24 protein-coding genes are annotated in these 26,309 nt (G+C 31.4%); 22 read left to right on the top strand and 2 right to left on the bottom strand.

Going from position 1 to position 26,309, the window contains the following annotated elements; all coding sequences use genetic code 11:
• The first annotated feature begins 55 nt into the window (after positions 1 to 55).
• The 4 genes from C1I91_RS25520 to C1I91_RS25505 all read left to right on the top strand — a co-directional run bounded on the left by C1I91_RS25520 (position 56) and on the right by C1I91_RS25505 (position 6,299).
• On the top strand, positions 56 to 1,594 hold the full coding sequence (locus C1I91_RS25520; protein WP_164880662.1) for a polysaccharide biosynthesis C-terminal domain-containing protein: 1,539 nt from the start codon (positions 56 to 58) through the stop codon (positions 1,592 to 1,594).
• A gap of 25 nt (positions 1,595 to 1,619) precedes the next feature.
• Positions 1,620 to 3,206, top strand: a complete 1,587-nt coding sequence (locus C1I91_RS25515) for a glycoside hydrolase family protein (RefSeq protein WP_128215440.1) — start codon at positions 1,620 to 1,622, stop codon at positions 3,204 to 3,206.
• Between the two features lie 22 nt (positions 3,207 to 3,228).
• A complete protein-coding gene (locus tag C1I91_RS25510) occupies positions 3,229 to 4,290 on the top strand; it encodes an acyltransferase family protein (RefSeq protein ID WP_128215439.1) in 1,062 nt (353 codons plus the stop codon).
• Positions 4,291 to 4,619: 329 nt separating this feature from the next.
• Entirely contained in the window at positions 4,620 to 6,299 is a 1,680-nt protein-coding gene (locus C1I91_RS25505; protein WP_128215438.1) for a glycosyl hydrolase family 28-related protein, read from the top strand.
• Positions 6,300 to 6,445: 146 nt separating this feature from the next.
• On the opposite strand, the gene C1I91_RS25500 is transcribed toward C1I91_RS25505, so the two are convergent.
• Both C1I91_RS25500 and C1I91_RS25495 read right to left on the bottom strand, forming a co-directional pair.
• Positions 6,446 to 7,660: a nucleotidyltransferase domain-containing protein gene (locus C1I91_RS25500; protein ID WP_128215437.1), complete on the bottom strand. Its 1,215-nt coding sequence runs from the start codon at positions 7,658 to 7,660 to the stop codon at positions 6,446 to 6,448.
• A 22-nt stretch (positions 7,661 to 7,682) separates the two neighbouring features.
• Complete coding sequence (locus C1I91_RS25495; protein ID WP_128215436.1) at positions 7,683 to 9,386, bottom strand: ABC transporter ATP-binding protein; 1,704 nt, start codon at positions 9,384 to 9,386, stop codon at positions 7,683 to 7,685.
• A 164-nt stretch (positions 9,387 to 9,550) separates the two neighbouring features.
• On the opposite strand from C1I91_RS25495, the gene C1I91_RS25490 reads away from it, so the two are divergent.
• The 18 genes from C1I91_RS25490 to C1I91_RS25420 all read left to right on the top strand — a co-directional run bounded on the left by C1I91_RS25490 (position 9,551) and on the right by C1I91_RS25420 (position 26,270).
• Complete coding sequence (locus tag C1I91_RS25490; protein WP_128215435.1) at positions 9,551 to 11,509, top strand: asparagine synthase-related protein; 1,959 nt, start codon at positions 9,551 to 9,553, stop codon at positions 11,507 to 11,509.
• Between the two features lie 81 nt (positions 11,510 to 11,590).
• A complete protein-coding gene (locus C1I91_RS29510) occupies positions 11,591 to 11,725 on the top strand; it encodes a hypothetical protein (RefSeq protein WP_275051640.1) in 135 nt (44 codons plus the stop codon).
• A gap of 81 nt (positions 11,726 to 11,806) precedes the next feature.
• Positions 11,807 to 11,938, top strand: coding sequence for a hypothetical protein (locus C1I91_RS29505; RefSeq protein ID WP_275051639.1), 132 nt, complete (start codon positions 11,807 to 11,809; stop codon positions 11,936 to 11,938).
• 75 nt (positions 11,939 to 12,013) lie between these two features.
• Positions 12,014 to 12,145: a hypothetical protein gene (locus tag C1I91_RS29500; RefSeq protein WP_275051638.1), complete on the top strand. Its 132-nt coding sequence runs from the start codon at positions 12,014 to 12,016 to the stop codon at positions 12,143 to 12,145.
• A 154-nt stretch (positions 12,146 to 12,299) separates the two neighbouring features.
• Positions 12,300 to 13,244: a phosphoenolpyruvate carboxykinase (ATP) gene (locus tag C1I91_RS25485; RefSeq protein WP_128215434.1), complete on the top strand. Its 945-nt coding sequence runs from the start codon at positions 12,300 to 12,302 to the stop codon at positions 13,242 to 13,244.
• Positions 13,245 to 13,258: 14 nt separating this feature from the next.
• Positions 13,259 to 13,531: a lasso peptide biosynthesis PqqD family chaperone gene (locus tag C1I91_RS25480; protein WP_128215433.1), complete on the top strand. Its 273-nt coding sequence runs from the start codon at positions 13,259 to 13,261 to the stop codon at positions 13,529 to 13,531.
• Positions 13,506 to 13,985: a lasso peptide biosynthesis B2 protein gene (locus C1I91_RS25475; RefSeq protein ID WP_128215432.1), complete on the top strand. Its 480-nt coding sequence runs from the start codon at positions 13,506 to 13,508 to the stop codon at positions 13,983 to 13,985. Before C1I91_RS25480 ends, C1I91_RS25475 begins: the two co-directional genes overlap by 26 nt.
• Positions 13,986 to 14,319: 334 nt before the next feature.
• Complete coding sequence (locus tag C1I91_RS25470) at positions 14,320 to 15,156, top strand: metallophosphoesterase (RefSeq protein ID WP_164880661.1); 837 nt, start codon at positions 14,320 to 14,322, stop codon at positions 15,154 to 15,156.
• Positions 15,157 to 15,408: 252 nt separating this feature from the next.
• Positions 15,409 to 16,008, top strand: coding sequence for a sugar transferase (locus C1I91_RS25465; RefSeq protein ID WP_128216109.1), 600 nt, complete (start codon positions 15,409 to 15,411; stop codon positions 16,006 to 16,008).
• Positions 16,009 to 16,567: 559 nt separating this feature from the next.
• Entirely contained in the window at positions 16,568 to 17,863 is a 1,296-nt protein-coding gene (locus tag C1I91_RS25460; protein WP_128215430.1) for a UDP-glucose dehydrogenase family protein, read from the top strand.
• Positions 17,864 to 17,882: 19 nt separating this feature from the next.
• Positions 17,883 to 18,926: a mannose-1-phosphate guanylyltransferase gene (locus C1I91_RS25455; RefSeq protein WP_128215429.1), complete on the top strand. Its 1,044-nt coding sequence runs from the start codon at positions 17,883 to 17,885 to the stop codon at positions 18,924 to 18,926.
• Between the two features lie 15 nt (positions 18,927 to 18,941).
• Positions 18,942 to 20,180 carry a glycosyltransferase family 4 protein gene (locus C1I91_RS25450; RefSeq protein WP_128215428.1) on the top strand — a complete coding sequence of 413 codons (1,239 nt, stop codon included), beginning with the start codon at positions 18,942 to 18,944 and terminating at the stop codon, positions 20,178 to 20,180.
• Between the two features lie 15 nt (positions 20,181 to 20,195).
• Entirely contained in the window at positions 20,196 to 21,278 is a 1,083-nt protein-coding gene (gene gmd / locus C1I91_RS25445) for a GDP-mannose 4,6-dehydratase (RefSeq protein WP_128215427.1), read from the top strand.
• A 135-nt stretch (positions 21,279 to 21,413) separates the two neighbouring features.
• Positions 21,414 to 22,361 (top strand): GDP-L-fucose synthase, encoded by a 948-nt coding sequence (gene fcl / locus C1I91_RS25440; RefSeq protein ID WP_128215426.1) that lies wholly within the window; start codon positions 21,414 to 21,416, stop codon positions 22,359 to 22,361.
• Positions 22,362 to 22,403: 42 nt separating this feature from the next.
• Positions 22,404 to 22,961 carry an acyltransferase gene (locus C1I91_RS25435; RefSeq protein WP_238475894.1) on the top strand — a complete coding sequence of 186 codons (558 nt, stop codon included), beginning with the start codon at positions 22,404 to 22,406 and terminating at the stop codon, positions 22,959 to 22,961.
• Positions 22,962 to 22,985: 24 nt separating this feature from the next.
• Entirely contained in the window at positions 22,986 to 23,726 is a 741-nt protein-coding gene (locus C1I91_RS25430) for a glycosyltransferase family 2 protein (protein WP_128215425.1), read from the top strand.
• Between the two features lie 123 nt (positions 23,727 to 23,849).
• Positions 23,850 to 25,031, top strand: a complete 1,182-nt coding sequence (locus C1I91_RS25425; protein ID WP_128215424.1) for a glycosyltransferase family 4 protein — start codon at positions 23,850 to 23,852, stop codon at positions 25,029 to 25,031.
• A 3-nt stretch (positions 25,032 to 25,034) separates the two neighbouring features.
• Positions 25,035 to 26,270 (top strand): O-antigen ligase family protein, encoded by a 1,236-nt coding sequence (locus C1I91_RS25420; RefSeq protein ID WP_128215423.1) that lies wholly within the window; start codon positions 25,035 to 25,037, stop codon positions 26,268 to 26,270.
• Positions 26,271 to 26,309 lie beyond the last annotated feature (39 nt).

Here is a 26,309-nt window from a genome sequence, read left to right as displayed (position 1 = left end):
ACGTGCCAAATTAAATGTACGTGATTAATCTAATAAAATTATGTTAGGAGATAAAATGAGTAATAAAAGAGTAATATTTCTAAATAGTGGAGTAGGAATAGTAAGTCAGATTGTTTCTATGATATTTCAGTTTGTTGCAAGAATGGTGTTTATTAAGAGCATTGGTATCGGTTTATTAGGTATAAATAGCACCTTTTCTTCTGTGCTTGCAGCTTTCTCCTTAGCTGAACTTGGATTTCAGACAGCTATAGTTTATAGCTTATATTCTCCACTTAATAGCAATGATAAATCTGAGATTAATAAAATAGTAAATGTTTTTAAATTTGTATATAGAGCTATAGGAATTTTTTTTATTGTGGCTTCAATTGCATTTCTTCCATTTATACCTAAGATTCTTACTAATGTTGATATAAATAAATATATATATATATTCTTTCTTTTGCAGTCATCTGCATCAGTTTGTTCTTATTTTTTAGCATACAAAAGAACTTTATTATATGCAGATCAAAAAAATTATATTTCACAAATAATTGACCTAATAGCAAATGTTGTATTTAACATATTACAAATAATATCATTAGCTGTATTTAAAAATTATTTGATCTATCTCGTACTTAAATTATTGCAAGTTTTTATATCAAATATGATAGTCAATATTGCATGTATTAGGATATATCCTTATTTACATAGCGAAAAGATAGATAAGAGTATTTTGCAAGGGATATGGTCAAATGTAAAAAATGTATTTGTAGGCAAAGTAGCAGGATATATTTATACTTCTACAGATAACCTTGTAATTTCCACTGTAGTGAGTACTGTATCAGTAGGATATCTTGTGAATTATACTACAATAACATACAATCTTAAAGCAATAACAAATAGCATACTTAATCCTATTGCTCCAATCATAGGTAATCACCTGACCAGTGAGAATTCTAAGAATGATAAAGAGCATATATTTTCGGTATATACCCATGTAAGATTTATTATAGCAATAATGCTTATCGTTCCAACTACTGTATTGATAGATGATTTTGTTTCAATGTGGGTTGGAAGGATATATATTATGCCTAAAATAATTGTGATACTTTTAGTGGCTGATTTATTCATTCACCTTGTTCATAGTGCTTGTTGTGATTATATAAATGGAATGGGCTTATTTAAACATGATAGAAATATTGCGATTGTTGGAGCTGCAGTTAATATAATAGTTTCCATTATACTGGCAAAGTTAATAGGAATAGAAGGAGTTTTAATCGGAACTGTAGTTAGTCAAATAATCTTTTGGATAGGCCGTAGCATTATAGTCTATAAAGCTTGCTTTAACTTAGAACTAAAGAGATTTAATCGGTATTGGATTAAAAATATAGTTTATATTGTAGCAACAGCTTTTATGATCCTAGCCTCTAAGTTTATTTATAGTTTAATAAACATTAAACAACCAGTTTTTAAGTTTATATTAGGGGGCATAATTACAGAATGTATTGTTGGGGTAGTTTATGTTTGTATATTTAGAAGCTTTAATGAAAGTCGTGAAGTAATAGCAATTATAAAAAAGAATATAATTAGGAAAAAGTTGAAGGTGGCAGCTTAATAAATGTTTTAGATAAGGGGGAGAAATGAAATTTATTAAAGGTCGTATAATAGTTTTCATGGCTATTGTATTCTTTATAATTATAGCATTTTGCTCAGAAGGTAATATACTAATAAATGAAGTTGGCAATGAAAGTATATTTAACAATTCTAGAGAATCTTCTGAACTTAGTGAGCTTAAGAATCTAGAAGATCCAAGTGTTGGGCTTAAATTGAGTGGACTTAAGATGAAAGATAAAGCAACTGATAAAAGCAATATTATTGATGTAACTGACTTTGGTGTGGTAGGAGATGGTGTTGCTAATGATACACCACATATACAAGCTGCTTTAGATTACTGTGAAAGCTTAGGTGGAGGTAAGGTGATATTTCCAGCTAATAAAGTTTTAAGAATTAGCAAAGCTGGCTACAGATCTATATGGACATGGAATACTAAAATAAAATATAAAAGGGCCTATGCATTACTAATACCAAGTAATACAGTGATAGATTTTAACGGATGTACATTACTTGCTGATAAATCAAATAATGACACAATAAATATTATAGAAAATAAAAATGCTAGTATTGATTTGCAGAAAGATAATAATATAGAAATAAGAAATGTTATTTTAAACCAGAATGTTAATATTGATAAGTTCAATGGAAATGATTTAGATTCCTGTGCAGCTTGTTTACAAAATGTTGATGGATTAGTATTAGATAATGTTGAAATACTTAATTCTTATAGTTATGGTCTTAGAATAATTAAAGCGATCAACGTAGAGTTGAAAAATAAGGTTCATATAAAAAACTGTATAGGTTGTAACATGAGAATAGGATGGGATATCTTTACTGTAGAACATGTTTTTATTAATCAGCTAATATGTGAGAACTCTTCAAACAGGTTATATAATAAAGAACATAGATATACTCCTGGCAATACCTTGTATATTAATTCAGGAATTAATATCTATTTTGGTGAATATAAACAATTAACTAACGATCCAAAAGCATATGTTGGCAGTGTTAATATAAGCAATAATGCAGAAAATATTTATTTTAATAATATATTAAGTTATGATACTGGTTTCAAGATACAAGATTATACAACTGATGGAAAAGGTCAACCAACTAATATTAATATTAATAATCTGATTACCGAAGGTATAAAAAGTACTCCAATATTTTACTTAATGGGGGATAAGGTTAAGATTAGAAAAATGTCGTGTAAAAACTTGGGGGCATTTTGGGTTAATAATGGTAAGTATACGGAGTTAGGTTATGTATATTTAGATAATTGTTTCTTTGTGGTAAAAGGGGCGCTTCCTAAAAAGCTTCTAGTTTACAATTTAAATATGTTAAATAGTCATGCTGCATTTCAAGCGAATGGCGGTTCTGATACTGTATTTATCAATCAGGCAAATGTGAAATGGGATACGGGCGTTTATAAAGATTCTTATCTAAAATTGTTAGATATTCAATGTGAGTTTATGAAAATAAATACTATTACGTATAAATTAGATGGTAGTTTTGCTAATGGAAGTCAAAAGGGAGATGTTTTATCACGTTCAAGTTCAAATAAGGTATTAAGTGTAGGACATGTTATAAATCTAAATATTTCTAATAAGTAAAATAATAGTAGGAGAAAGATAGATGTATCAAACTATTAATAAAAAATATAACGATAAAAAAATATATACTAGTTCATACTCAAGAGTAACATGGATAGATATTGCTAAAGGTTATGGAATTTTATTTGTTATACTTGGGCATATAGGGGCATCATTCTTGAAGTCAGAGATATATACTTTTCATATTCCTTTATTTTTTTTCCTATCCGGATGTGTTTTTTCAGCTAATAAATATAATTTAAAAAATTTTATTAAAAGAAAAATAAAAACTATAATAATTCCTTATATAATGTTAGGAATTCCTATGATAATTTTTACGTTTTTTAAAATGTATAATGAGAATAATAGAAATATCAATGACTATGGTTTACTTGTAGTAAAGTTCTTAATGCAGGAACGTCTTTGGACTTTGTGGTTTATGGCATGTCTTTTTTGGTTAAATATCTTATTCTATTTATTGGTTAAGAGACTTAACAATAATTATAAAAAGGTTGGTGCAGCTACTATTACTTTAATGATCTTAGGGGTACTATACTATAAATTTATCGGAGTTCCGTTGATATGGAATATAGATGTTTGTTTAACTGCAATACCATTCTTTTATGCTGGCTACTTATTTAAAAATGAACATTATATTCAAAATATTGTATTAAAGAAGGAACGAAAACTTATTTGTTTCATTATATTTTTATTTATTAATTTATTTTGTGGAATGTTGGCACATAAAATAGATGGTGGTGGACTTGAAATGTTTAGAAGTAGTTATGGCTTTGCACCACTCACATATCTTTCTGCCTTTGGAGGAATAGTTTGTATAGTTATCATATCATCTTCGTTTGATATTAAATTTATAAAATATATAGGGGCAAATTCATTAGTGTATTTTGCTTGGCATCAAACTATAATAATGCCAATTGTAAATGAGGTATATAAGACCCTTAATGTTTTTCAATCAGAGAATCTTTCGTTCTCTTTAAAAATATTAAAGACAAGCTTATCTTTATTTATCATTCTTATAGTACTTACATTAGCTGATTATATTATTAGAAATACAAAGTTAAAGTTCATGCTTGGGATGAAATAATCCTAATGAAATTTACTAAAGATTATATCAAGTAATTTTAAGATTAATTATATTGGCACATACCAATAATATTAATCATATATATATATTATAGTATTGGCTTTATTAGTTAGAATACTTCTTAAAAGAACATATATAGAATTTATAGGTAAAATTGAGTATGGAATGGCAATAAGTAAAATATTATAAGTTTGCTTCTCATATTCTAATGTGGCTTTAATTAATTTTAAGAGGTGATAAAAATTTTAAAATCTATTATAAATAGGATTTCTTCCAGACCGCAAAAATATAATTTAAATTCAGCAAATAATACTATTCAAACTAATACTATGATTTTTGATATAAGAGACTTTGGTGCTAAATGTGATGGGGTTACGGATGACACAATTGCGATTCAGAATACAATCAATTATGTTGAGTCGATTGGTGGCGGATTTATTAAGTTTCCATATGGTAAAACTATTAAAGTAAGCATGGCTGGTTCTAGGGCAATTCAAACGTGGCATAGTGGTCCTTATAATAGAAGATATTCTATTTTAGTTGGAAGTAATATAGAGATAGATTTCAATTATTGTATCATATCTTGTCAATTAGACATGTCTACTGGTTATGCTATTCCAGTGAATATAATTGGAAATAAGTTAGCTAGCAATACAGACATAGGAAATAAGAATATAATATTAAGAAATGGAGTTTTTGATCAAAATGTTACCTATTTAAATTTTGACCCCAGTCATGTAGGAAATTATGATGTTATAGCAATGGAATTTAATAACACTGAGAACTTAGTGTTAGATAATATAACTGTGCAAAATGTGTTTGGCTATGGAGTATATATATGTAATAGTAGAAACTTTAAACTTAATGGAAAGACTAAAATAAATAATGTCATTGGTAATTCTCTTAGGATTGGTTGGGGAGACAATACTAGATATGGATATGTAGAAGATGTAGAAATTCATAATAATAGTAATATATATCAATCTTATGTTCCTGGTAATACCATATATGTTATTGCTGAGAATATAAGGTTTCATAGAATATATCAAACTCTAGATCCTAAATATATCCCATCTAACTTTGATATAAATAGTATAAATAATTATAATATAGGAAGCGTAACCTTAGCTAATGGATGCAATAATATTACTATAGATGAATGTTATTCATACTACTTAGCTTTTAAGATTCAAGACTATTCAGGCACAGCTAAGGGAAGTCCTGATAATATAAATATAGGGAAAATGTACTTCAGTCACACTTTTTTTTACCAACAAGCTAAGAAATGCTATATAAATCAATTGATATTAGACAATGGAAGTTACGCTGATAGTAATAATGGTGAATGTTGTTATATAAATCAATTGATTATTAACAAGTCAGGAAATTATTACATTAAGGGTAACTACTCAAAAGAGCTATATATTAATGAAATTATATCTAATGATTCGCCAAGTGTATTATCTACTGCGCCTAATGTTAATATCTACATTCAGATGCTTTATACTACCAGGAATGACTCTAGCCTAATAGCCAATACTGTTAACAATTATCTTATAGATTTAGGAAGTGGTTATAAGGCAAGAATTGAGAGAGTTGTATACTTTATAGGAAGTAATGATAGTATAAGAAAGAATTATATAAAACTTCCCGTTGGTGGTTCTATTGGTTCAGTAACTGGCATAATGGTAAGTTCAGATGGTGCAACAACAAGTAAAGTTGTAGATAATTTTAGTATTACTCTTACTGCTGGGGTTCAAAGCATTATTAATTTGTCTAATAACAGCTTAGGAAATAATGATAGCTCTGTTTATAAAAATGGTAACAATATGCACAGGGTGTTTGATTTAGTTCCTATGAACTCACTTGCAAGATCAGTAACTATAAGTAAGGTTACTGAAGTACAATATGGAGAAAAGATTATGATTAGTCATTCCGCTGCTAGTGGTGGAGAAGTTTTCTTTATTAAAGTACTTTCTTATGAACAGTTGCCAAGTGTAGGGTGGTAATTATCAGTTTTATAAGTAGATGATTTTCGTATAACCTGAATTAGTATATGTACTTTTATTTAAAAAGGTGAAGCTTCTTAAATTTAGGAAACTTCACCTTTTTGTTATTTAGATATTATAGACTCCTAAATAAACAGTTGTCATTATCATAATTGCAGCCATTTAATTAAGTCATATCTACTTTCAACTAAAGAGGATATTGATCCAATTTTAAATAGCTCTTCTAATTTAAATATATTAAAAATCAGCTCGTAGAATAATCTATGAATCCAAGCAAAAATTAATAAGAAGGGATACTTTGAGGCATATGAGTATCTTTTGTCTAACAAACGTACACTAGGAAATAAATATCTTAATATGACCTTGAATTTATTTGTATTCTTTTCTACTTTCAATGTATTAGAAAGTAATCTAGAACTTGATATTCTAACTTCATCCCGTTTTCCATAAACCCCACTCTGAAAAACCTCATTAATCAAGATTCCCATATACTTGTCTGTTTGGTGATAAGTTTTACTATAAGCACTTGGTAGATCTAAATCAAATAAACTATGGCATAAACATAGAATAATATTGATGAGTTTATTTAGTTTACATATATCCGCTAAGCTATAAATTAAGTTCCAATCTATTTGGTTCCTATTTTTATCTATAAACACAAATATGTCACATAGTTGTCTTAATCCAAAGCCAGATTTTATCATATGAGAAGCTATATGGACAAAGAGGTGAATAAGTTCATATTCCAGTGAAAGAGCTTGGACTTCTATACCGTTGAAATTGTATTTTCTAAGGTTTTGCCAAATTGTATTCTCAAAAGGATATACGTTTTTTAATTGAGATTCGTCGCTAAGTGACCAGTGCAAATCTATTGATAAAGCATTAGGGTGAGTAAAACAACTTTCATTACCTATAGATCCATACTTTGAGTACCCTAAGTTGTTAAGAAGCTTTTCAGCCTGATCTGAATATTCTTTTTTTATTAGTATATCAGAATCAGACATGGTTCTGAATTCAGGGTTAGGGTAAAGGTCTCTAAGAATTAACCCCTTTAGAGCAACAACCTGTATTCCGGCCTCATTAAAAGCAGTAAAGACAGTTTTCATATGATTTATATGCTGAGTTTGACATACTGCGTTCATAATAGTATTATTAGTCCATTTATTAATAATTTCACCATTGATGTTACAGCTGGAACTTATTTTTTTTACAGTTGGAAATATCAGTGGAAGTACGGCATGTGCATCTGCCTCCTCATAAACTTCATTCCAGTCTATTTCATCTATATAAGATAAATCAACTTCATTCTTACGAATTGATGCTGATAACAAATCTATTAAAGCTTTTTGAGCTGTATTCATTGTAAATCCTCCTATTTATAAATTATTTCAAAGTACTTAAGGCAGATTCTTCGATAGAATTAATATCTATCTCATGTACATTACCATCCTCTAATTTTAATACTCTATTGCATATAGCTAAGGCTGATGGTCTGTGTGTAATTATTATGCAAGTAGGATGATAGTCTAAGGTTTTTATTGATTTGAGAACATTTATCTCTGTATCCATATCAAGTGCAGAGGTTGCTTCATCTAGAAGCAATATAGGTTTTCTTCTTATTAATGCTCTTGCTATAACCAATCGCTGAGCTTGCCCCTCAGAAACTCCACTACCATGCTCTCCAATAATTGTGTCTGTTTTTTGTGGTAGTTTATCTACAAAGTCCCAAGCGCAAGCTGCTTTTAAAGCCCTTTCTATATCTTCATTTGTAGCTTCTGGAAAGCCGTATCTAAGATTATCTGCTATGGTTCCAGAAAATAAAGTGTTTCCCTGAGGAACATAAGAAATATTGTTACGGGTATGTGGAGAAATATCTATGGCTTCATTATTGCAGATTATTTTAGCAGAACCTTCTTTTGGGCTAATAAGAGAAAGTAATAGTCTTATTAAGGTTGTTTTTCCTTCACCGGATGGTCCTACTAGTGCAACAATTTCACCTGGGAACAATGTGAAGGAGACATTTTCCAATATAGGTAAAGCTTCTTTATATCCAAAACAAACATTATCGTATTGGATAATAGGAAGCAAAAATGTATCGAATTTATCATGTTTTTTAGATATAGACTCTAGATCTAGGTCTTCTATAGCCATAAGTCTTTCTGTAGATGCATAGGCTGTAATAAACTGTGAAAGTGAACTGGCAAGTCCTGAAAGTGGAATCTGAACATTACCTGTAAGCTGAAGCAGTGCAGTAAGAGTACCAAAGGTTAACGAGCCTAAGGAAAGTCTATAAGCACCAAGAGCAAAGACTATGAAGTAAGTAAACCAATATCCTAAGTTTATAGAAGCGCTGTAAAAGGCGCTAATTCCACTTTTTGATACTGAAAGTTTTAGTTTATTATGTTGAAGTTTACTAAACTTATCTAAGGTGTCATCTTCTACGCAGAAGGACTTGGTGATTAATATTTTCTGTACTGATTCTTGCATATAGCTTATATACCTAGATTCATTTTCCTGTGTTCTTAGATGTATGTTTTTTAACTTCTTCGCATATATTCGACTAAAAAGTAATGATATTGGAGCTAGAACTATTGTTATTATTGCTACTGTTGGTTCGTAAGATAGAAGTATGAAAAAGGATGAAAGTAATAACGTCATTAGAGAAACCACATTTGGAAGTGTAGTTACTAATAGACTAACTAAGGTTGATACATCGTTTGTAAGTCTTGAAAGCAAGTCTCCGCTATGATACTTAGTGGTATCAAGCCACTTACTAAAGGTAATATGTGAATAAAGCTTCTTCTGAAGATTGTTTGACAATTTAGTCGAGGAATATGTTGATAGTATGGATATAGCCGAGCTTAGAACTATATCGCCTATAATTAAAGCTCCTAAGATTATAAGATACTTATAAATAGCTGAAAAGGATCCTTTTACAGCAGTATCTATTAAGTTCTTAGTGATTAAGGCCCTATAAACATTGGCAAAGGAACTTATGATTCCAAGGGCGATAATTATAATCAAATATAACATTACTGATTTGCTTTGTTTAAATATCCATATAGTTTTTGTGAATAAATTTTTCAATATTTATCCTCCTTCATTGAAAAGTTGTAAGTCTATAAATAATTATAGGCAAATAGGTAAAAAATGTAAATAAAAAGAAAAATATATTTACAAATAATGGCAAACTGTATATAATTTGCTTATGGAAAAAAATGTAATGAAGCTTACAGGTGGAGGATAAAGTAATGAGTGCTATTTGGGGATTTGTAAATACAGATTACCGTAAGTCAGATGAAAAACTTGGAAAAAGTATGAGTAAGTGCTATGAAAAATACAAAGTTGATTGTATAGATTATATATCATCTAATAATGTTTTTATGGGATGTGGGTTACAAAGGGTAACTGAAGAGTCTAAGGATGAGGTGCTTCCTAATAAATATAAAGATGGAGATTTAATAATTACAGCTGATGCCATTATAGATAATAGAGAAGAACTTTTTGAACTACTTAATTTAGATAAAGGTAAATTTAAAATAATCAGCGACAGTGAGCTAATTATTAAGGCTTACTCAAAGTGGGGGAAAGACTGCCCTAAATATCTTATTGGGGATTTTTCCTTTGCTATATGGAATGAAGTCACCAAGGAGTTATTTTGTGCACGGGATCATGTAGGTAAAAGGACTTTTTATTATAGTTATATAAAGAAGAGATTTTCTTTTTCAACTATTATAAAGCCTTTATTGAAGTTAATAGATACTAAGGTAGAGTTTAATGAAAGATGGATTACAGACTACCTTGCATTGGATGGGTTGCTTCATGAGTTTGAGCCTACTGATACCATATATAAGGATGTATATCAGCTGCTTCCAGGCCATAGCATTACTGTGAACCATGAGAAGGCAGAAATAGAACAGTATTGGAATCCTCTTAGAGATGTTAAACCAGCGAACTTTAAATCTGATGAAGAGTGTATAGAACAGTTTAAAAAGATATTTTTTGAAGCTGTACGTTGTAGGCTTAGAACCTCAGGTGAAATAGCTATGATGCTAAGTGGCGGTTTAGATTCTGGTTCTGTTGCTTGCGTTGCAGCAAGAGAACTTGAAAAGAATGAAAAAGTTATACATGCCTTTAGCTCAATACCTATGGTTGGCTTTGATAAGGAAAATACAAAGCGATTGACTGTAAATGAGAGTGAATATATTGAGTCAGAGGCAAATAAATATAGAAATATAGAAGTTAACTACTGTAGAAGTGAGGGAAAAGACTCCATTACAGATATGGATGAAATAATAGATATATTAGAGCAACCTTATAAAATTGTCCAAAACATATTCTGGTACAAAGAAATATTAAAAAAAGCAGCTGAAAGTGGTTGCAGCGTAATATTAAATGGTCAGTTTGGTAATAGTACCATATCTAATGGGGAGTTTATGACCCATTTTAAAACTTTGATTGAACAGGGAAAGCTATTGACTTTAGCAAAAGAAATTAAACTTTTAAGTAGAGACATAAATGTACCTAGAAAAAATATAATTAAGGTAGTAGCAAAAGCAGCTGTTCCCTTTTCAATAAGAAACTTCATAGCTAATAAGTCAAAGGATAGCGATAGATTTAGTTCTGTTTCAGTTAATCCATCATTGATAAAGAAATGGGATGTAGAGAGTAGATTTGATGAAAGGGGATTTAATCTTTTGACAGATAAATTTCTTGATATAGATGCTTATCGAAAAAGTTTAGTTGATCCTCTTCCTATGAATCACATAGCTACAATTGAAACAAAACTTACACTATATTATGGTCTTGTATTAAGAGATCCAACAAGAGATAAGAGGCTTATAGAATTTTGTTTAAGTTTACCAAGTGATCAGTTTGTTAGAAATGGAGAAAACAGAATTTTAATAAGACGAGCCATGGAAGGTATATTACCAGACAAAGTTAGATTGAATAAAACTGCCTATGGGCTTCAAAGTGCTGACTGGCTAAACAGACTTCAACCTAAATGGAATGAGGTATTGAAGGAATTTAAAAAAGTAGCTGAAGATGAAAGCCTAAAGCCATACTTAAACATTACTAAGATAAATAAAGAAGTTTCTAAACTTGAGAATTCCTTGGATGAAGAAAAGTCAGATACAGTATTAATGCTTTTCATATCTTTGGCATTTTCTAAATTTATAAAAAGTAATAATTATGTACATGTTAACTAAATTTGGTATTTACTAATAGATTTAATAATTCAATTAAGTCTACATAGTTAATATATATAAATTCTTTCAGGAGGGATATAAATGGTGAAAAAGTCATGGAAGGCACCTAAGGTTTCAAATCTAGGTGTGGATAAAACAATGCATGGAACAACAATAACAAACAAGCCAGATGGAACTATAACTGTTGGACAATTTACATTCTTCTCATTCTCTTAGTAATTAATAGCAGGACTTTTATCTGTGGGTAAAAGTCTTGCTGTTAAAATAAATATATTCTTTTGAAGGGAGTGGAGACTTATGAAAAAGACATGGAAAAGCCCTAAGCTAGTAAACCTTGGTGTAGAAAATACAAACCATGGAACAACAATAACAAAGAAACCAGATGCAACAATAACTGTTGGACAATTTACATTCTATTCCTTCTCTTAAAACATACTAATATATTTTTTATTAACATAGTAATGATTTTGAGAATTAGATTTACGTTAAAGGAGGTGATTTTTAATGAAAAAAGCATGGAAAAGCCCTAAGCTAGTAAACCTTGGTGTAGAAAATACAAACCATGGAACAACAATAACAAAGAAACCAGATGCAACTATAACTGTTGGACAGTTTACATTCTACTCTTTCTCCTAATAAATAAGGAGACAAGCATTACATATGTCCTAAAAGATTTACTTTTAGGGCATATATTTATACTTTTTATTAGCTTAGGTTGGGCGATTAAGTTATATATTTAGTAAGTGGATTGATGATAATATAAAATATTCTAAAATATGAGAGGATATACATGCTATTAAGAGATAATTATAAAAAAAATTATTATAGGGTATATGGGTTAAATGTTAAATCAGAAGTAGTGCTACCTGAATTAATAAATATCAGTGAAACTGAAGACTTAGAGGTTGATATAGAAGTAACTTATGGAAGCATGAATGAAGAAATATTAGAAAGCTTGGAAAAAGGAATAACTCATGGTTTTATTGCAAATGAAATGTGGTTTTCAATAGATAATATTGCAACCTATTACATATATGATGGAAAAAATATTGTTGTAGAGCCCTTTGAAGCTGCAGAGAGTGAGCATGTAAAGGCATTTTTACTTGGAAGTGCCTTTGGAATGTTACTTTATCAAAGAGACTTGATTGCAATTCATGGTGGAACCATAGTTATTGATGGTAAGGCTGTTATTTTTACCGGAGATACTGGGGCTGGCAAATCAACTCTTACAGCTGCTTTAAGGCAGAGGGGATATAGGTTTATGGCCGATGATGTTTCTGTTCTTAGAGACATTAGTAAGGATGGCATAGTGATTCATCCAGCATATCCTCAGCAAAAGCTATGTAGAGATACAATAAATAAACTAGGTGGTAGCCATACTGATTTTAGAAAGCTCAATGATGATCGTGATAAATATATAATACCGGTTCAAGATAGTTTCTATAAAGAACCTCTTAAGCTAGGTGCTTTAGTTGAGCTGTCAGTAGGAGACAATGCATCTCTAGAGATTTCCGAGGTGCTTGGAAGTGAAAAGTTAATAACATTAATGAAGAATATATATAGGATAGAAATCTCACAGTTTACAGGTATAAGTAGAAAATATTTCAGGGATTGTGTACAAGTTGCTAAGGAGATTCCTATATACAAGGTAGTTAGACCTAAAGGAGAAAATACTATAGATGAAATCATATCTATATTAGAAAATAAATTAATCAAAGATGAAAAAGTCATATAAAGGGAGGCAATTATATGGATTTGCAGACTAAAGTAGCACAGCTTGAAGGTATTGATGCTACTGAGCTTAACGGTGAAAAGGTAATGATGAACTTAGACAAGGGACAGTATTTCGTACTTAATGAAGTGGGAAGCAGAATATGGGACTTGATAGAAGCGCCAAAGTCAATTGGTGAAGTAGTTTCCGAATTGCTACAGGAATATGAAATAGATGAAGAAAGCTGCAAAGAAGCTGTCTATGAATTCTTAGGAAGTATGAAAGATGCAGAGATTATACAAGTTCTTTAAAAAGTTAAAAGCTTTTTTAAAAATTGGCTTTAAGGAGAAGTTTTTATTTTTTGAAGCATTCGTACTTAGCGGTATAGCGAGGCTGGCTATACTTCACTTACCGTTTAAAAAACTAAAAAGCTATATGGGGGAGTATAAAAAAGATTCACCTATGGATATAGATATAGATGAGGAACAGTATGCAGTAATAAGGAGGGTCATAACTGCTCTAAATAAAGCAGTACGATACACTCCTTGGGAAAGCATGTGTCTTGTCCAAGCACTTGTAGCTCAAAGGATGTTAAAGAGACGAAAAATATATACTACTTTATATTTAGGGGTAGGAAAGGCTAACGAAGATAATCTTTTAGCCCATGCTTGGCTTAGATGTGGTAAATATATAGTTACTGGAGCAGCAGAAGCGGCAAACTTTAAAGAAGTAGCAAGGTTTTCAAATTATGAATTTAATAATTAATATACTTAAGTTTATTAGATAAATGCCCTATTAATTGATTAATAGGGCATTACTTATAAAGAATATAAAATTAAAAAAGAAGGGAATTCTAAAGATGTACCACTTCAATCCAAGAACTATTTTTAAAGCTCCTGTGGCTTATGAGAAGAAAATTTGAAAATATAAGCTTTAGTATGAATTGGTACATCTTTATAGGGAACCAACTTCAACTATTAATTTATACATGCCCGATAATCCCCAGAAGCCGGGGTTATCAAACATGTATAAATTAAGTTTTCATAAAGGTTCCCTATATATAATAAATATGATGATTAGGAAAGTGAATAAAAAATATATGTATTCAATTATTATTGCAATAGTTTTGTTTTCAATTATTTACAATATATATGATAATAATAGGTTTAAAGTTGTAGAACAGACAGTGAAGATAGACAGCTTACCTCAAAGCTTTAACAATTTCAAAATCCTTCAGATAACTGATCTTCACGAAAAAAGTTTTGGAGAAAATCAAAAGGACCTTATAGATGCTATAAACAAACTTGACTATGACATCATAGTGATTACAGGAGATATAGTGAATAAGGAAACAGTAGATATGAAGCCTTTTGAACAGTTGATTAAAGGTATAAAGAAAAAGGATTTGGTGTTTTTTGTAGGAGGTAATAATGACCCAAAGGTATTTGACACAAATGGAGTGACGTCTTTTGGAAAGAGAGTAAGAGAAGATGGTTGCATATTGCTTGATAAACCTTATGCTATAAAGAGAGATAAGGATGCACTTTGGATGCTTCAATATATGCTTGTTAGCGAGGAATGTAACAAGGAGTATCAAGAAATAAAAAAAGAAGATATAAGGATTGGACTAAACCACTATCCCCTCACTGAAGAAAAGTATAAATTACATAATGCGCTTAAAGGTCTAAGATATGATTTGTTGCTTGCAGGACACTATCACGGTGGACAGATTAGGATTCCATTGATTGGGGCATTATATGTTCCTAAAGGTGGAGTTAGGGTTTTTTTGCCAAGTGAGAAAGAAGTTTCGGGTCTTCAAGAGAAGAGCAATTTTAGGCAGTATGTAAGCCGAGGCTTAGGGTCAAGTGGACCAAAACTTCTAGCTTTTAGAGTATTTGATACTCCTGAGATTAATATAATAACCTTAAAAAAATAACACAATCCATAGTTAATATACCTTTAATTCCCGCTAGAACAAATATGTTAGTATATATTATAATTTAGTTAAAGAAGTAGAAAAAATAAAGTTAATATATGTTAGTGAAATTATTGTGATGGGGATTATGTAGAAGGGGGGATTAGTTTGGATATTACAGAAAAAAAGGTTATTGGGGCAAAGCTTGATAAAGGAACAGACTTGAATAAGGGTGATTTTATTAATATTAGGGCACTTACTGAAGGCAGGATAATGTATAATGCTATAAAGAGATTTGTAGATATACTAGGAGCCTCAGTAGGCCTTCTTATAACAGCACCTATATTTGTAATTATTACATTTTTAATAAAAATTGATTCAAAGGGAAGTTGTATATTTACCCAAGAGAGAGTTGGGCAAGATGGTAAAAGATTTAAAATGTACAAGTTTAGATCCATGATTGTAAATGCTGAAGAACTTAAGGAAAGGCTTGAAAAGCATAATGAGATGAGCGGGCCTATGTTTAAGATTAAAGAAGACCCAAGAGTGACAAAAATAGGTAGATTTATAAGAAGAACTAGCATAGACGAGCTTCCTCAGCTTATCAATATATTAAAAGGTGATATGAGTTTAGTTGGACCTAGACCAAGTCTACCAAAGGAAGTAGAAAAGTTTGAGCCTTGGATGTTAGAAAGACTTAAGGTAAAGCCTGGACTAACTTGTTACTGGCAAGTATCAGGACGTAATAATATAGATTTTATAGATTGGATGAATCTTGATATCAAGTATGTATCGGAAAGAAGCCTTTTAGTAGATATTAAGCTTATACTTAAGACTATAAAAGTTCTTTTTGGGGACAAGCATGCAAGCTAGTTGTAATCGCAAACAGTAGTGCTATTATAAGCTATCTTGATTAAATTCATATGTTATTAATCATTTCTATTATATAAATAGATTTAATATCTGATATATATTTAGAGCTCATAATTAAACAACTTTCATAAAATCTTCAACATTTTAAGTCATGCAATGCATGGCTTTTATTTTTTTGCAAATAATTAAATTATAGTTTAATCTAAAAAGTTCATGAAACTATGATATAACTTTACAAAATCCTCATTTCTTTGAGGTCGGTGGGGCTTATTGTGATTCCCATACATTGCGAAAGTGATGTAATCATAGGGTAGAACCTTGAGGGTGTTTAGCACCGTAGAGAGAGAAAAAAAACTGATTTGATAATATTAAGAAAGGAGAAAGTTGACACTTCGTAAATTAGGCACTATCAACCATTTACGAGTATGTACCGTGCGTTGTACGGGAATTTAAGCCTTTGGAGAACTACATCAAACGTAAGTAGCTTTTAGCAAACCCGGGTTCAATGAAAAAGGAATGAACTTTATAAAGTTTTATAATGTTTTGTCAACGGACTAATATGAAGATAGTTGTTGCAGGTACAGGATATGTGGGTTTAGTTACAGGAGTTTGTCTTGCCGAGATAGGCCATAAGGTAGTTTGTGTTGATATAGATGAGAAGAAAGTAGAGTTGCTTAAAAAAGGAGTATCCCCTATATATGAACAGAACTTGGAGAAGCTTATAAAGAGTAATTATGAAAAGGGAAGAATTGATTTTACTTTAGATTACATAAATGCCTATAGAGATGCAGATATTATCTTTATAGGAGTTGGTACTCCTGAAAGAGAAGACGGATCAGCAAACTTAAGCTATATATATGATGTAGCCAAAGAAATAGCAGAAAGCGTAGAGAAGGATTGCTTGATTGTTATAAAATCCACTGTTCCAATAGGAACCAATGATAAGCTTGAGGCCTTTATAAAAAACAATTTAAAAAACAAAGTAAATATAGAAGTAGCTTCAAATCCAGAGTTTTTATCCCAGGGCACAGCGGTAAGTGACACTTTAAATGCTAGCAGAATAGTAATAGGAACTGAATCAGAAAAAGCAGAGCAGCTACTTAGAGAACTGTATAAAAATTTTAATCAGCCAATAGTTTCAACAAACAGAAGAAGTGCTGAGATGATAAAGTATGCTTCCAATGACTTTTTAGCTTTAAAGATATCCTTCATTAACGAAATAGCCAATCTTTGTGAGATCGTTGGAGCAAATATCGAAGATGTTACAACAGGTATGGCTTATGATGAGAGGATTGGGGGAAAGTTCCTAAAGGCTGGTATAGGGTATGGAGGTTCTTGTTTTCCTAAGGATACCAAAGCTCTTCACTGGCTTGCTTCGGATTTTGGATATGAGCTTAAAACTGTAAAAGCTACTGTGGAAGTCAATGAGAACCAAAAGTTTAAACTAATAAGAAAAGCTATTAGTATGTTTGGTTCCCTTATGGATATGAAGGTAGCAGTGCTTGGTCTTACCTTCAAACCTGGTACTGATGATCTGAGGGAGGCTCCATCAATACCTAATGTGAGAAGGTTGCTGGAGGAAGGAGCCAAAGTTACAGCCTATGATCCAGCGGGAGTGGAGAACTTCAAAAAGCTTTATCCTAGTGAAATAGAATATGCCTTAACTCCAGAAGAGGCATTAGAAGATGCTGATTTAGCTTTTATATTCACAGAGTGGGAGGAAATAAAAGCTATAGAACTTTCAAAGTTTACACAGTTAATGAAGAAGCCTATAGTGTTTGATGGCAGAAATTGTTACAACATGAAGGAAGCTTTAGAGGCAGGTTTACAATACTACTCTATAGGAAGAAAGTAAAGTATAGGAGGAAGTTATTATGTTGTGTGCTTTAATAATGGCGGGAGGGAAGGGAACAAGATTTTGGCCCTTTTCAACGGAAGAAAAGCCAAAACAATTTTTGAAGCTGTTAGGTGAAGAGACCATGCTTCAGATGACTGTCAATAGAATAAAACCTCTTATACCTTTAGAGAGAATATTTATCTGTACTGGGGAGAAGTATATATCTTTGGTTAAAGAACAGTTACCAGAAATAGATGATAGAAATATTATACTAGAGCCTGAAGCTAGAAATACCGCTCCTTGTGTAGCTCTCTCTGCTTTCATAATAAACCGGTATTATGAAGCTTCTACAATGGTGGTACTTCCAGCAGATCATTTGATAAATAATGAGGAAAGGTTTTTAAGCATAATAAATTCCGGGGAAATATTCTTAAAAGATTATCCTGAGGCTATTGTAACCCTAGGGATAACTCCGGATAGACCAGAAACAGGCTATGGATATATAAAACTTTCGAAGAATACAGTTTATGTGGATGAGTATAACGCCATAGAAGTAGAAAGATTTGTAGAAAAACCTGATAGAGAAAAAGCAGAACAATATATAAGGGAAGGAAATTACCTTTGGAACGGTGGAATGTTTATTTGGAAGACAGATTACATACTAACTCTTATAGAAAGATTGCTTCCAGAGACTTATAAAGCTTTGGTACCTATAAAAACTTCAAGAGAAGAAGAAATTAACGAGATAGTGCTTAGAAACTATGGCAATACTGAAAGCATTTCAATAGACTTTGGTATTATGGAGCATTGTGACAATATATATGTAATTCCAAGTAACATAGGTTGGGATGACGTTGGTAGCTGGGAGTCTGTAGATAGGTATAGAGAAAAGGATAGTGAAGGTAACATATATATTGGAAGTGTTAACTCTATATCAGGTTACAATAATTTAGTTATTACCAATGATCATAATGTGATAATAGATGGACTAAGTGATATCTATGTCATAGAAAATCAAGGACAAATAGTTATAGGCCCCAGACACAGTATAGATAAGATAAAGCAGCTAAGAAACTTATAGATGTGAGGTAAGGCAATGAAAAGAAGCTTATTGGTATATGCTCACTACTTTTATCCTGATGTGGCATCAACGGCGCAGATTCTAACAGAGCTAACGGAAGGACTTGAAGAATATTTTGATCTGACTGTAATTTGTGCAGTACCAAGCTATGGCGGAACTGTAAATCCAGAGTACAAAAGCAAGAGATTTTATTTTGAGAAACTTGAAGAGTTAAAGGTTATAAGGGTAAGAGTACCTGAGTTTTCTAAAGTTAATAAAATTAGCAGGGTGAAAAACATAATAGTATACTTTTTAAACTCAGTACTAGCAACATTAAAACTGGATAAGCAAGATTATGTATTTACCATATCACAGCCTCCTATATTAGGAGGACTCCTTGGAGTTATTGGAAGCAAGTTAAAAAAAGCGAAGCTTATATACAATATACAGGACTTTAACCCAGAACAGGTGGAAGCAGTGGGATATTCTAAAAGCCAGGTTCTACTGGGGATAGCTAGGGATATTGATAAATATAGTTGCAAAAAGTCAAGTAAGATAATTTTAGTAGGACGAGATATGAAGGACACCTTAAGTAAACGGTTTGAGAAAGGAATACCTACAAAGGTTTCAATAATAAATAATTGGATTAATGAAAAAGAGATATTTCCCATATCTGAAGATACTCCAGAGGTGAAAGCCTTTAAGGAGAGATATAAGCTTCTTAATAAACTAGTGATAATGTACTCTGGCAATATAGGTTTATATTATGATCTGGAAAATATAATAAAGGTTATTGGAAGGTTTAAAGATGAAAGAGATGTGGTTTTTGCCTTTGTAGGAGAAGGAGCAGTGAAGAAAAAACTTGTTGAATATGTTAGTAGTAACAACATAAATAACGTAACCTTCATACCTTACCAGGATAAAGATAAATTAAATTTTTCTTTAAATGCTGGAGATATACATTGGGTTGTAAATGCAAAAGGTATAAAAGGGGTCTCAGTGCCTAGTAAGTTATATGGGGTCATGGCTGCAGGAAAAGCAGTGATAGGAGTTTTAGAAAAAGGTTCAGAAGCAAGGCTTATAATCGAAGAATCTCAATGTGGTATCTGTGTTGAGCCTGGTGACTATGAAGAATTGTATAAAGTAGTAAAAGACATAATTACTAATAGTGACGTTATAAAAAAGCGAGGAATTAATGGAAGAGAGTATCTAGAAAAGAATCTTACAAAAGAGAAATCAATAGTTAAGTATAAAAAGGCTATTTTAGAAACTTAGGAGGTCATGATTGATATGAAGAAGGCTTTGATAACAGGCATAACAGGGCAGGATGGATCTTATTTAACTGAACTTTTATTAAGTAAGGATTACGAGGTACATGGGATAGTAAGAAGACATAGCACAATAAATACTAGCAGGATAGATCATTTATTTGAAAATGAGGCTATAGGTAACAAAAGATTGTTTCTCCATCATGGGGATTTGACTGATTCGAGCAACTTAAATCGACTTATTGAGAAAATAAGGCCTGTAGAAATATATAACCTAGCGGCCCAATCTCACGTTGCAGTATCTTTTGAAGTACCTGAATATACTGCAGAAGCAACTGGTATAGGAACTATAAGATTGCTTGATGCCATAAGGGAAACAGGAGTTGATTGCAGATTTTATCAAGCTTCTACCTCGGAGCTTTTTGGAGGAATTCCAGAAACTGCGCCTCAAAGTGAAAATACTCCATTTTACCCTAAAAGCCCTTACGGAGTAGCTAAGCTTTACTCTTACTGGATAACAGTTAATTACAGAGAGTCTTATGGACTATATGCTTGTAATGGAATTTTGTTTAATCACGAATCTCCAAGAAGAGGAGAAACCTTTGTAACTAGGAAGATCACAAGAGCAGTAGCAAGTATAATGGCTGGTAAGCAGGAGAAGCTGTCTTTGGGCAACCTGGATGCAAAAAGAGATTGGGGCTTTGCTGGAGATTATGTTGAGGCTATGTGGCTTATGCTGCAGCAGGAAAAACCAAAAGACTATGTTATAGCAACTAATGAAACTCATACTGTAAGGGAGTTTGCTGAGCTAGCTTTCAGAGAAGTTGGTGTAGAGCTTGAATGGAGAGATAGCGGAGTAGATGAAAAAGGCTATGATAAAAATACTGGAAAGCTCTTAGTAGATGTGAATCCAAGATACTTCAGGCCAGCGGAGGTAGAGCTTCTGTGGGGTGATGCAACAAAAGCACAAGTAGAGCTAGGTTGGAATAGAAGGGTTAGCTTTTTAGACTTAGTTAAGATGATGGTAAACGTAGATATGAAGGAAATAGCTGATATGTCTACAGAGGAGTTTAGGGCTAAGAAGTCATTGTATGTGCAGGTATAGTTTAAAGACTGAAACTTGTTGAATTTAATAATTATACATTTTTTAACAATAGAAACCATGCTTAGATATAAACTAATTGATGGTAAGCTATAAAGAATATTTATCATAAGATAGAGGTTTTAAGAGGTGATACTTATGGATAAAGAAGGCAGGATATACGTTGCTGGTCATAGAGGTTTGGTAGGTTCAGCTATAGTAAGGAATTTGAGAAGCAAAGGTTATAACAATATAGTTGGTAAAACCAGACAAGAATTAGATCTGACCAATCAGGAAGCTGTTAGGAAGTTCTTTCAAGAGGAAAAGATTGATTATGTATTTTTTGCTGCTGCAAGGGTAGGTGGAATCAATGCTAACAATATATATCCAGCGGAGTTCATCTATGACAACTTAATCATGGAGTGCAATGTAATAAAGGCAGCTCATGACTTTAAGGTAAAGAAACTACTGTTTTTAGGCAGTACTTGTATATATCCTAAAATGGCACCTCAGCCCATAAAAGAAGAATACCTTCTTACAGGACTGCTTGAACCTACCAACGAAGCCTATGCAGTGGCTAAGATTGCTGGTTTAGAGATGTGTAAGTTTTTTAAAAGGCAGTATAAGGATAATTTTATAAGCTGTATGCCTACAAATCTTTATGGACCTAATGATAATTTTGATTTAAATAATTCTCATGTAATGCCTGCGCTTATAAGAAAGTTTCATGAGGCAAAGCAGAGCCTAGCTGATAAGGTAGAAATATGGGGTGATGGAACTCCTTTAAGAGAATTCTTATACGTAGACGATATGGCAGATGCTTGTGTATATCTTATGGAAAACTATGAGGGCGAAGAGCATGTAAATATAGGAACTGGTGAAGAGGTATCTATAGGTGACCTTGCAAAGCTTATTAAGAAAATAGTAGGTTTTGAAGGTGACATATTTTTTAACACCAATATGCCCAATGGTACTCCAAGAAAACTTACAGATGTGACAAAGCTTCACGAATTAGGCTGGCAGCATTCTGTTGGTTTAGAAGAAGGTATAAATCTAGCTTATGATTGGTTTAAAGATGAGGAGCTACAAGCCTTAAAATTAAAATAAAACACCTATTGTTATAATTGATGCTCACCGGAGGATAAAGCGTTGTTAAAGATAAAAACAAATTTTTATAAGCTTATTTTGAAGGCCAACAGAGTTAGATACGGAAAAAATCTAAGTATAATAGGGCTACCTGTTATATTTAAGCAAGAAAAAGCTCAGCTTCAAATAGGAGATAACTGCACCATAAAAAGCGGCTTTTTATCTAATCTAGTGGGCTTATATCAGAGAACCATAATAGTGGCTAGAGAAACTGGCAAGATAACAATAGGAAACAACGTTGGTATGTCAGGAGCAACAATATATGCTAGAGATAAAATAACCATTGGAGATTATACAAACATTGGTGGAAATGTGAAGATACTTGACAACGACTTTCATCCTTTAGATCCTGAGGCAAGAAAAATAGATGATAAAGCACTTATAAAAAAGAAGGAAATAGTTATAGGAAGTAATGTATTTATTGGGGTGAACTCAATAATACTTAAGGGAACAAAACTTGGTGACAACTGTGTAGTTGGCGCAGGAAGCGTTGTGTCAGGTGTTTTTCCAGCTAATGTTATAGTGGCAGGAAACCCTGCAAAAGTAATAAGAAACTTATGAAGTTAAAGATGAAGGGGAAAGAAAATGAAAGAAAATAATGACCCTTTTTTTTCAATTGTAACTGTATCTTATAATAGTGAAAAGACCATTAAAGATACTATTGAATCTGTACTTAATCAATCCTATAAAAGTTATGAATACATAATTGTTGATGGAAGCTCTACAGATAAAACCTTGGATATAGTAAAAAGTTATGAGAGAAAGTTTCAAGGAAAGCTAGTATACATAAGTGAAAAGGATAAAGGTATATATGATGCAATGAATAAAGGCATAAATATGTCAAAAGGGAGCTTTGTAGGAATAATAAATAGTGATGACTGGTATGAGAGTGATGCTTTAGAAAAAATATATAACCAGCATATTAAAGATAATGCTGCGGATATAATTTATGGAACCTTAAGAGTAATAAGAAATGAAAAAGAATATGGAATTGAGCGAACCAACTATGACTTTCTTAATGAAAAGATGATCCCCCATCCTACTACTTTTATAAGAAAAGCTGTTTACAGTAAAGAAGGCGGCTATAACACTGAATATAGATATGCGGCTGATTATGATTATATGCTAAGCCTAAAGGAGAAAGGCTATAGGTTTACTTTTACTAATGACATAATAGCAAACTATAGAGAAGGGGGAGCTACTCATACCAATATAGAAGCTGCAATCGAGTCTATTAATGTTAGATATAATCATAAAAAAATTGATAAGAAGAGAAGAAACCTACAGATAATGAAAATTAAGTTTAAGAGTTTTTTGAGTCTATAAGTAATAAGTAGATTAATAAAAATGTGAAGCCGAATACCTATAGGAAATCTATATTAAGAAAATTAAGATGTACAAAAATCACTGAAGAAGTTCGCTTAAGTGAATTTCTAGGAGAGAGTGTGTATGAAAGTTCTTTTTATTTCAGGAATTTATAATTGTAAGATTGGGGGGCTGTACAATTCAATAATAAACAGACTAATAAGATTAAAATCTATAGATTCAAATATAGAATTAGAGGGCTGTAATATAGTAGAGATTGATAGTTATGCTGTTAGAGCTATAAAGAGATTAACGAAGACGGATATAAATATAAAAGTGAATAGTAGCAATGATAAGCTTTTTAAGCAAATAGTATATATAAAAAATAACGTGTTCAATTTGATACTAAAGGGATTATTTCCTACTTTATATATAAACAACATAATACAAAAGGTAGAGGGAAAACTTAATATAAAAGAATATGATATCATTCATTGCCATTGGCTGTATCCCCATGGCTTTGCTGCTTATAAGCTTGCTTTAAAGTATGATAAAAAGCTAATTGTTACAGGACATGGTTCAGATGTACATAGCATATATAGGAAGTCTTCTTTTATAAGGAATTCCATAAAAGATGAGTTAGAATATGCGGACTATATAACCTTAGTCAGTGAAGGGCTTAAAGAAAAACTAATGGATATATATAATATCAATTCTAGTAAGATACAAGTTATAGGCAATGGTGTAGATATAAATCTGTTTAAACTAAAAACAAAAGAAGAGAATAATCTAAAGACATATAAAACAGTAGGTTATGTAGGTAACCTTAACCATACAAAAGGCAGTGACAGACTTCCAAGAATATTTGATTTAATAAGCAAGGAATTAAAAAGTACTCGATTTGTTATTGTTGGAGATGGAGAGTTAAAACATGATATATCTAGTGAGTTCGATAACTTAGGGTTAGAGGTTGATTTTGTTGGTAGAGTTGCGCCAGAGCTTGTACCTGACTATATAAATGAAATGGATGTTATGATACTGCCTAGTAGAAATGAAGGCTTTGGCATGGTCATAATAGAAGCCAATAGTTGTGGGGTGCCTTGCGTGGCAGCTGAAGTTGGTGGAATACCTGAAGTAATATCAGATAAAAGGCTATTAGTTCCAATTAATAATAATTTAGAAGAAAAGTTTGCTGAGAAGGTAATAGACGTACTAAAGTCACCGATAAAGGTTGAGAAACTTTTGGATAATGCTAAAAGATATGATTGGAAGGAAATCATAAAAAAAGAGGTTCAAATATATAAAAAAGTCAGCGATAAGAGGTAAACTATGATTTTATTAAATGTGATATTTATAAGCATATTTGTTAGTTATGGCTTTGGAAATCTAGATGAAAAGCTGCCTTTTTATCCGTCACAGCTTTTAATATATTTATTATTTTTCTTTAGCGTCATATATGCACTTTCAAGTAAGAAAAAGGTAAGGTTACCAGTATGGTACATAGTTTTTATCATATTCATAATACTTTCTATACTTTTTTCCTACTCTAGCTTTGATAACTTTGCCAAAAAGCAATTAATAAATATGATAGTTTATCCTCTTGCCTTCTACTTTTACTTCTATGTAAATGATGTAGAAACTATTGTAAAAAAGTATTTGAACTTTTCTTTTGTAATATGTGTAATAGGCATAATACAAGAATTGGGATACATAATTAAGTTTAAATACTTGTATGACTTTCAGATATACGGCATAAATATGCTTTTTAATGTAACAGGGCCTTTTATGAGAGTAACCTCTATAGCTACGGAACCATCATGGTTTATTTATTATATATTGCCTGCTATATATTTTTCTATAGGCTTTCTTTTTGATAAAACTAAATATAAAAACTTTATAACAAGAAAAAAGGTTGTAGTAATATTGGTGGCTTCCATGCTGAGCTTCTCGTTGAATGGATACCTTGCGATTTTAATATTAATAATTAGTTTTTTGTTTAGGAAATCAAGAGTTAAAAAGGTTAGATCAAATAAACTAAAGGTAATAATCTTAGGGATTATCTTCTTATTTATAATGCTCAATGTGCCTAGCATAAGAGAGAGACTTTCAGCTATAAATGCCTTAAAGCTCTCTTTCCAAACTCAGAATTTATCTGTGTTTGCAATTATATCTAACTATCTCATAGTTAAAAAGTCTTTTTTTGAACACCCTATATTTGGAGTAGGCTTTTTTGCTCATAGATTTAATTATTGGAGCAACATATATAACTTTTATAGTCCTAACCAAATATATATGTATTTAAACTATGTAGATGCTTCAAATATGTTCTTTAGAATAATATCAGAATTTGGAGCTTTAGGAATGGCATTATTTATTATGTATTTTGTCACATATAGAGTTAGAGATAAAGAAGATATATCTTCTTTAAGAATAATAAGTAATATGGCTTTTTTGTCTGTATTGATTTTTTCTTTAAGAAATGGGCAATATAACACTCCAACCTTTTGGTTTTTTATGGTCTTATACCAGAGTGCCTTTTATAGTTCCAAATTAAAGACGCAATAAAGTGAAAATATAACAAAAGATAATCTAGAGAGGTATAGA

Origin of the sequence: Clostridium manihotivorum (assembly GCF_004015185.1) — a bacterium.
Classification (GTDB): domain Bacteria; phylum Bacillota; class Clostridia; order Clostridiales; family Clostridiaceae; genus Clostridium_AR; species Clostridium_AR manihotivorum.
Note: the sequence above shows the minus strand (reverse complement) of the source record. Positions and strands in the feature narration are given on the sequence as shown.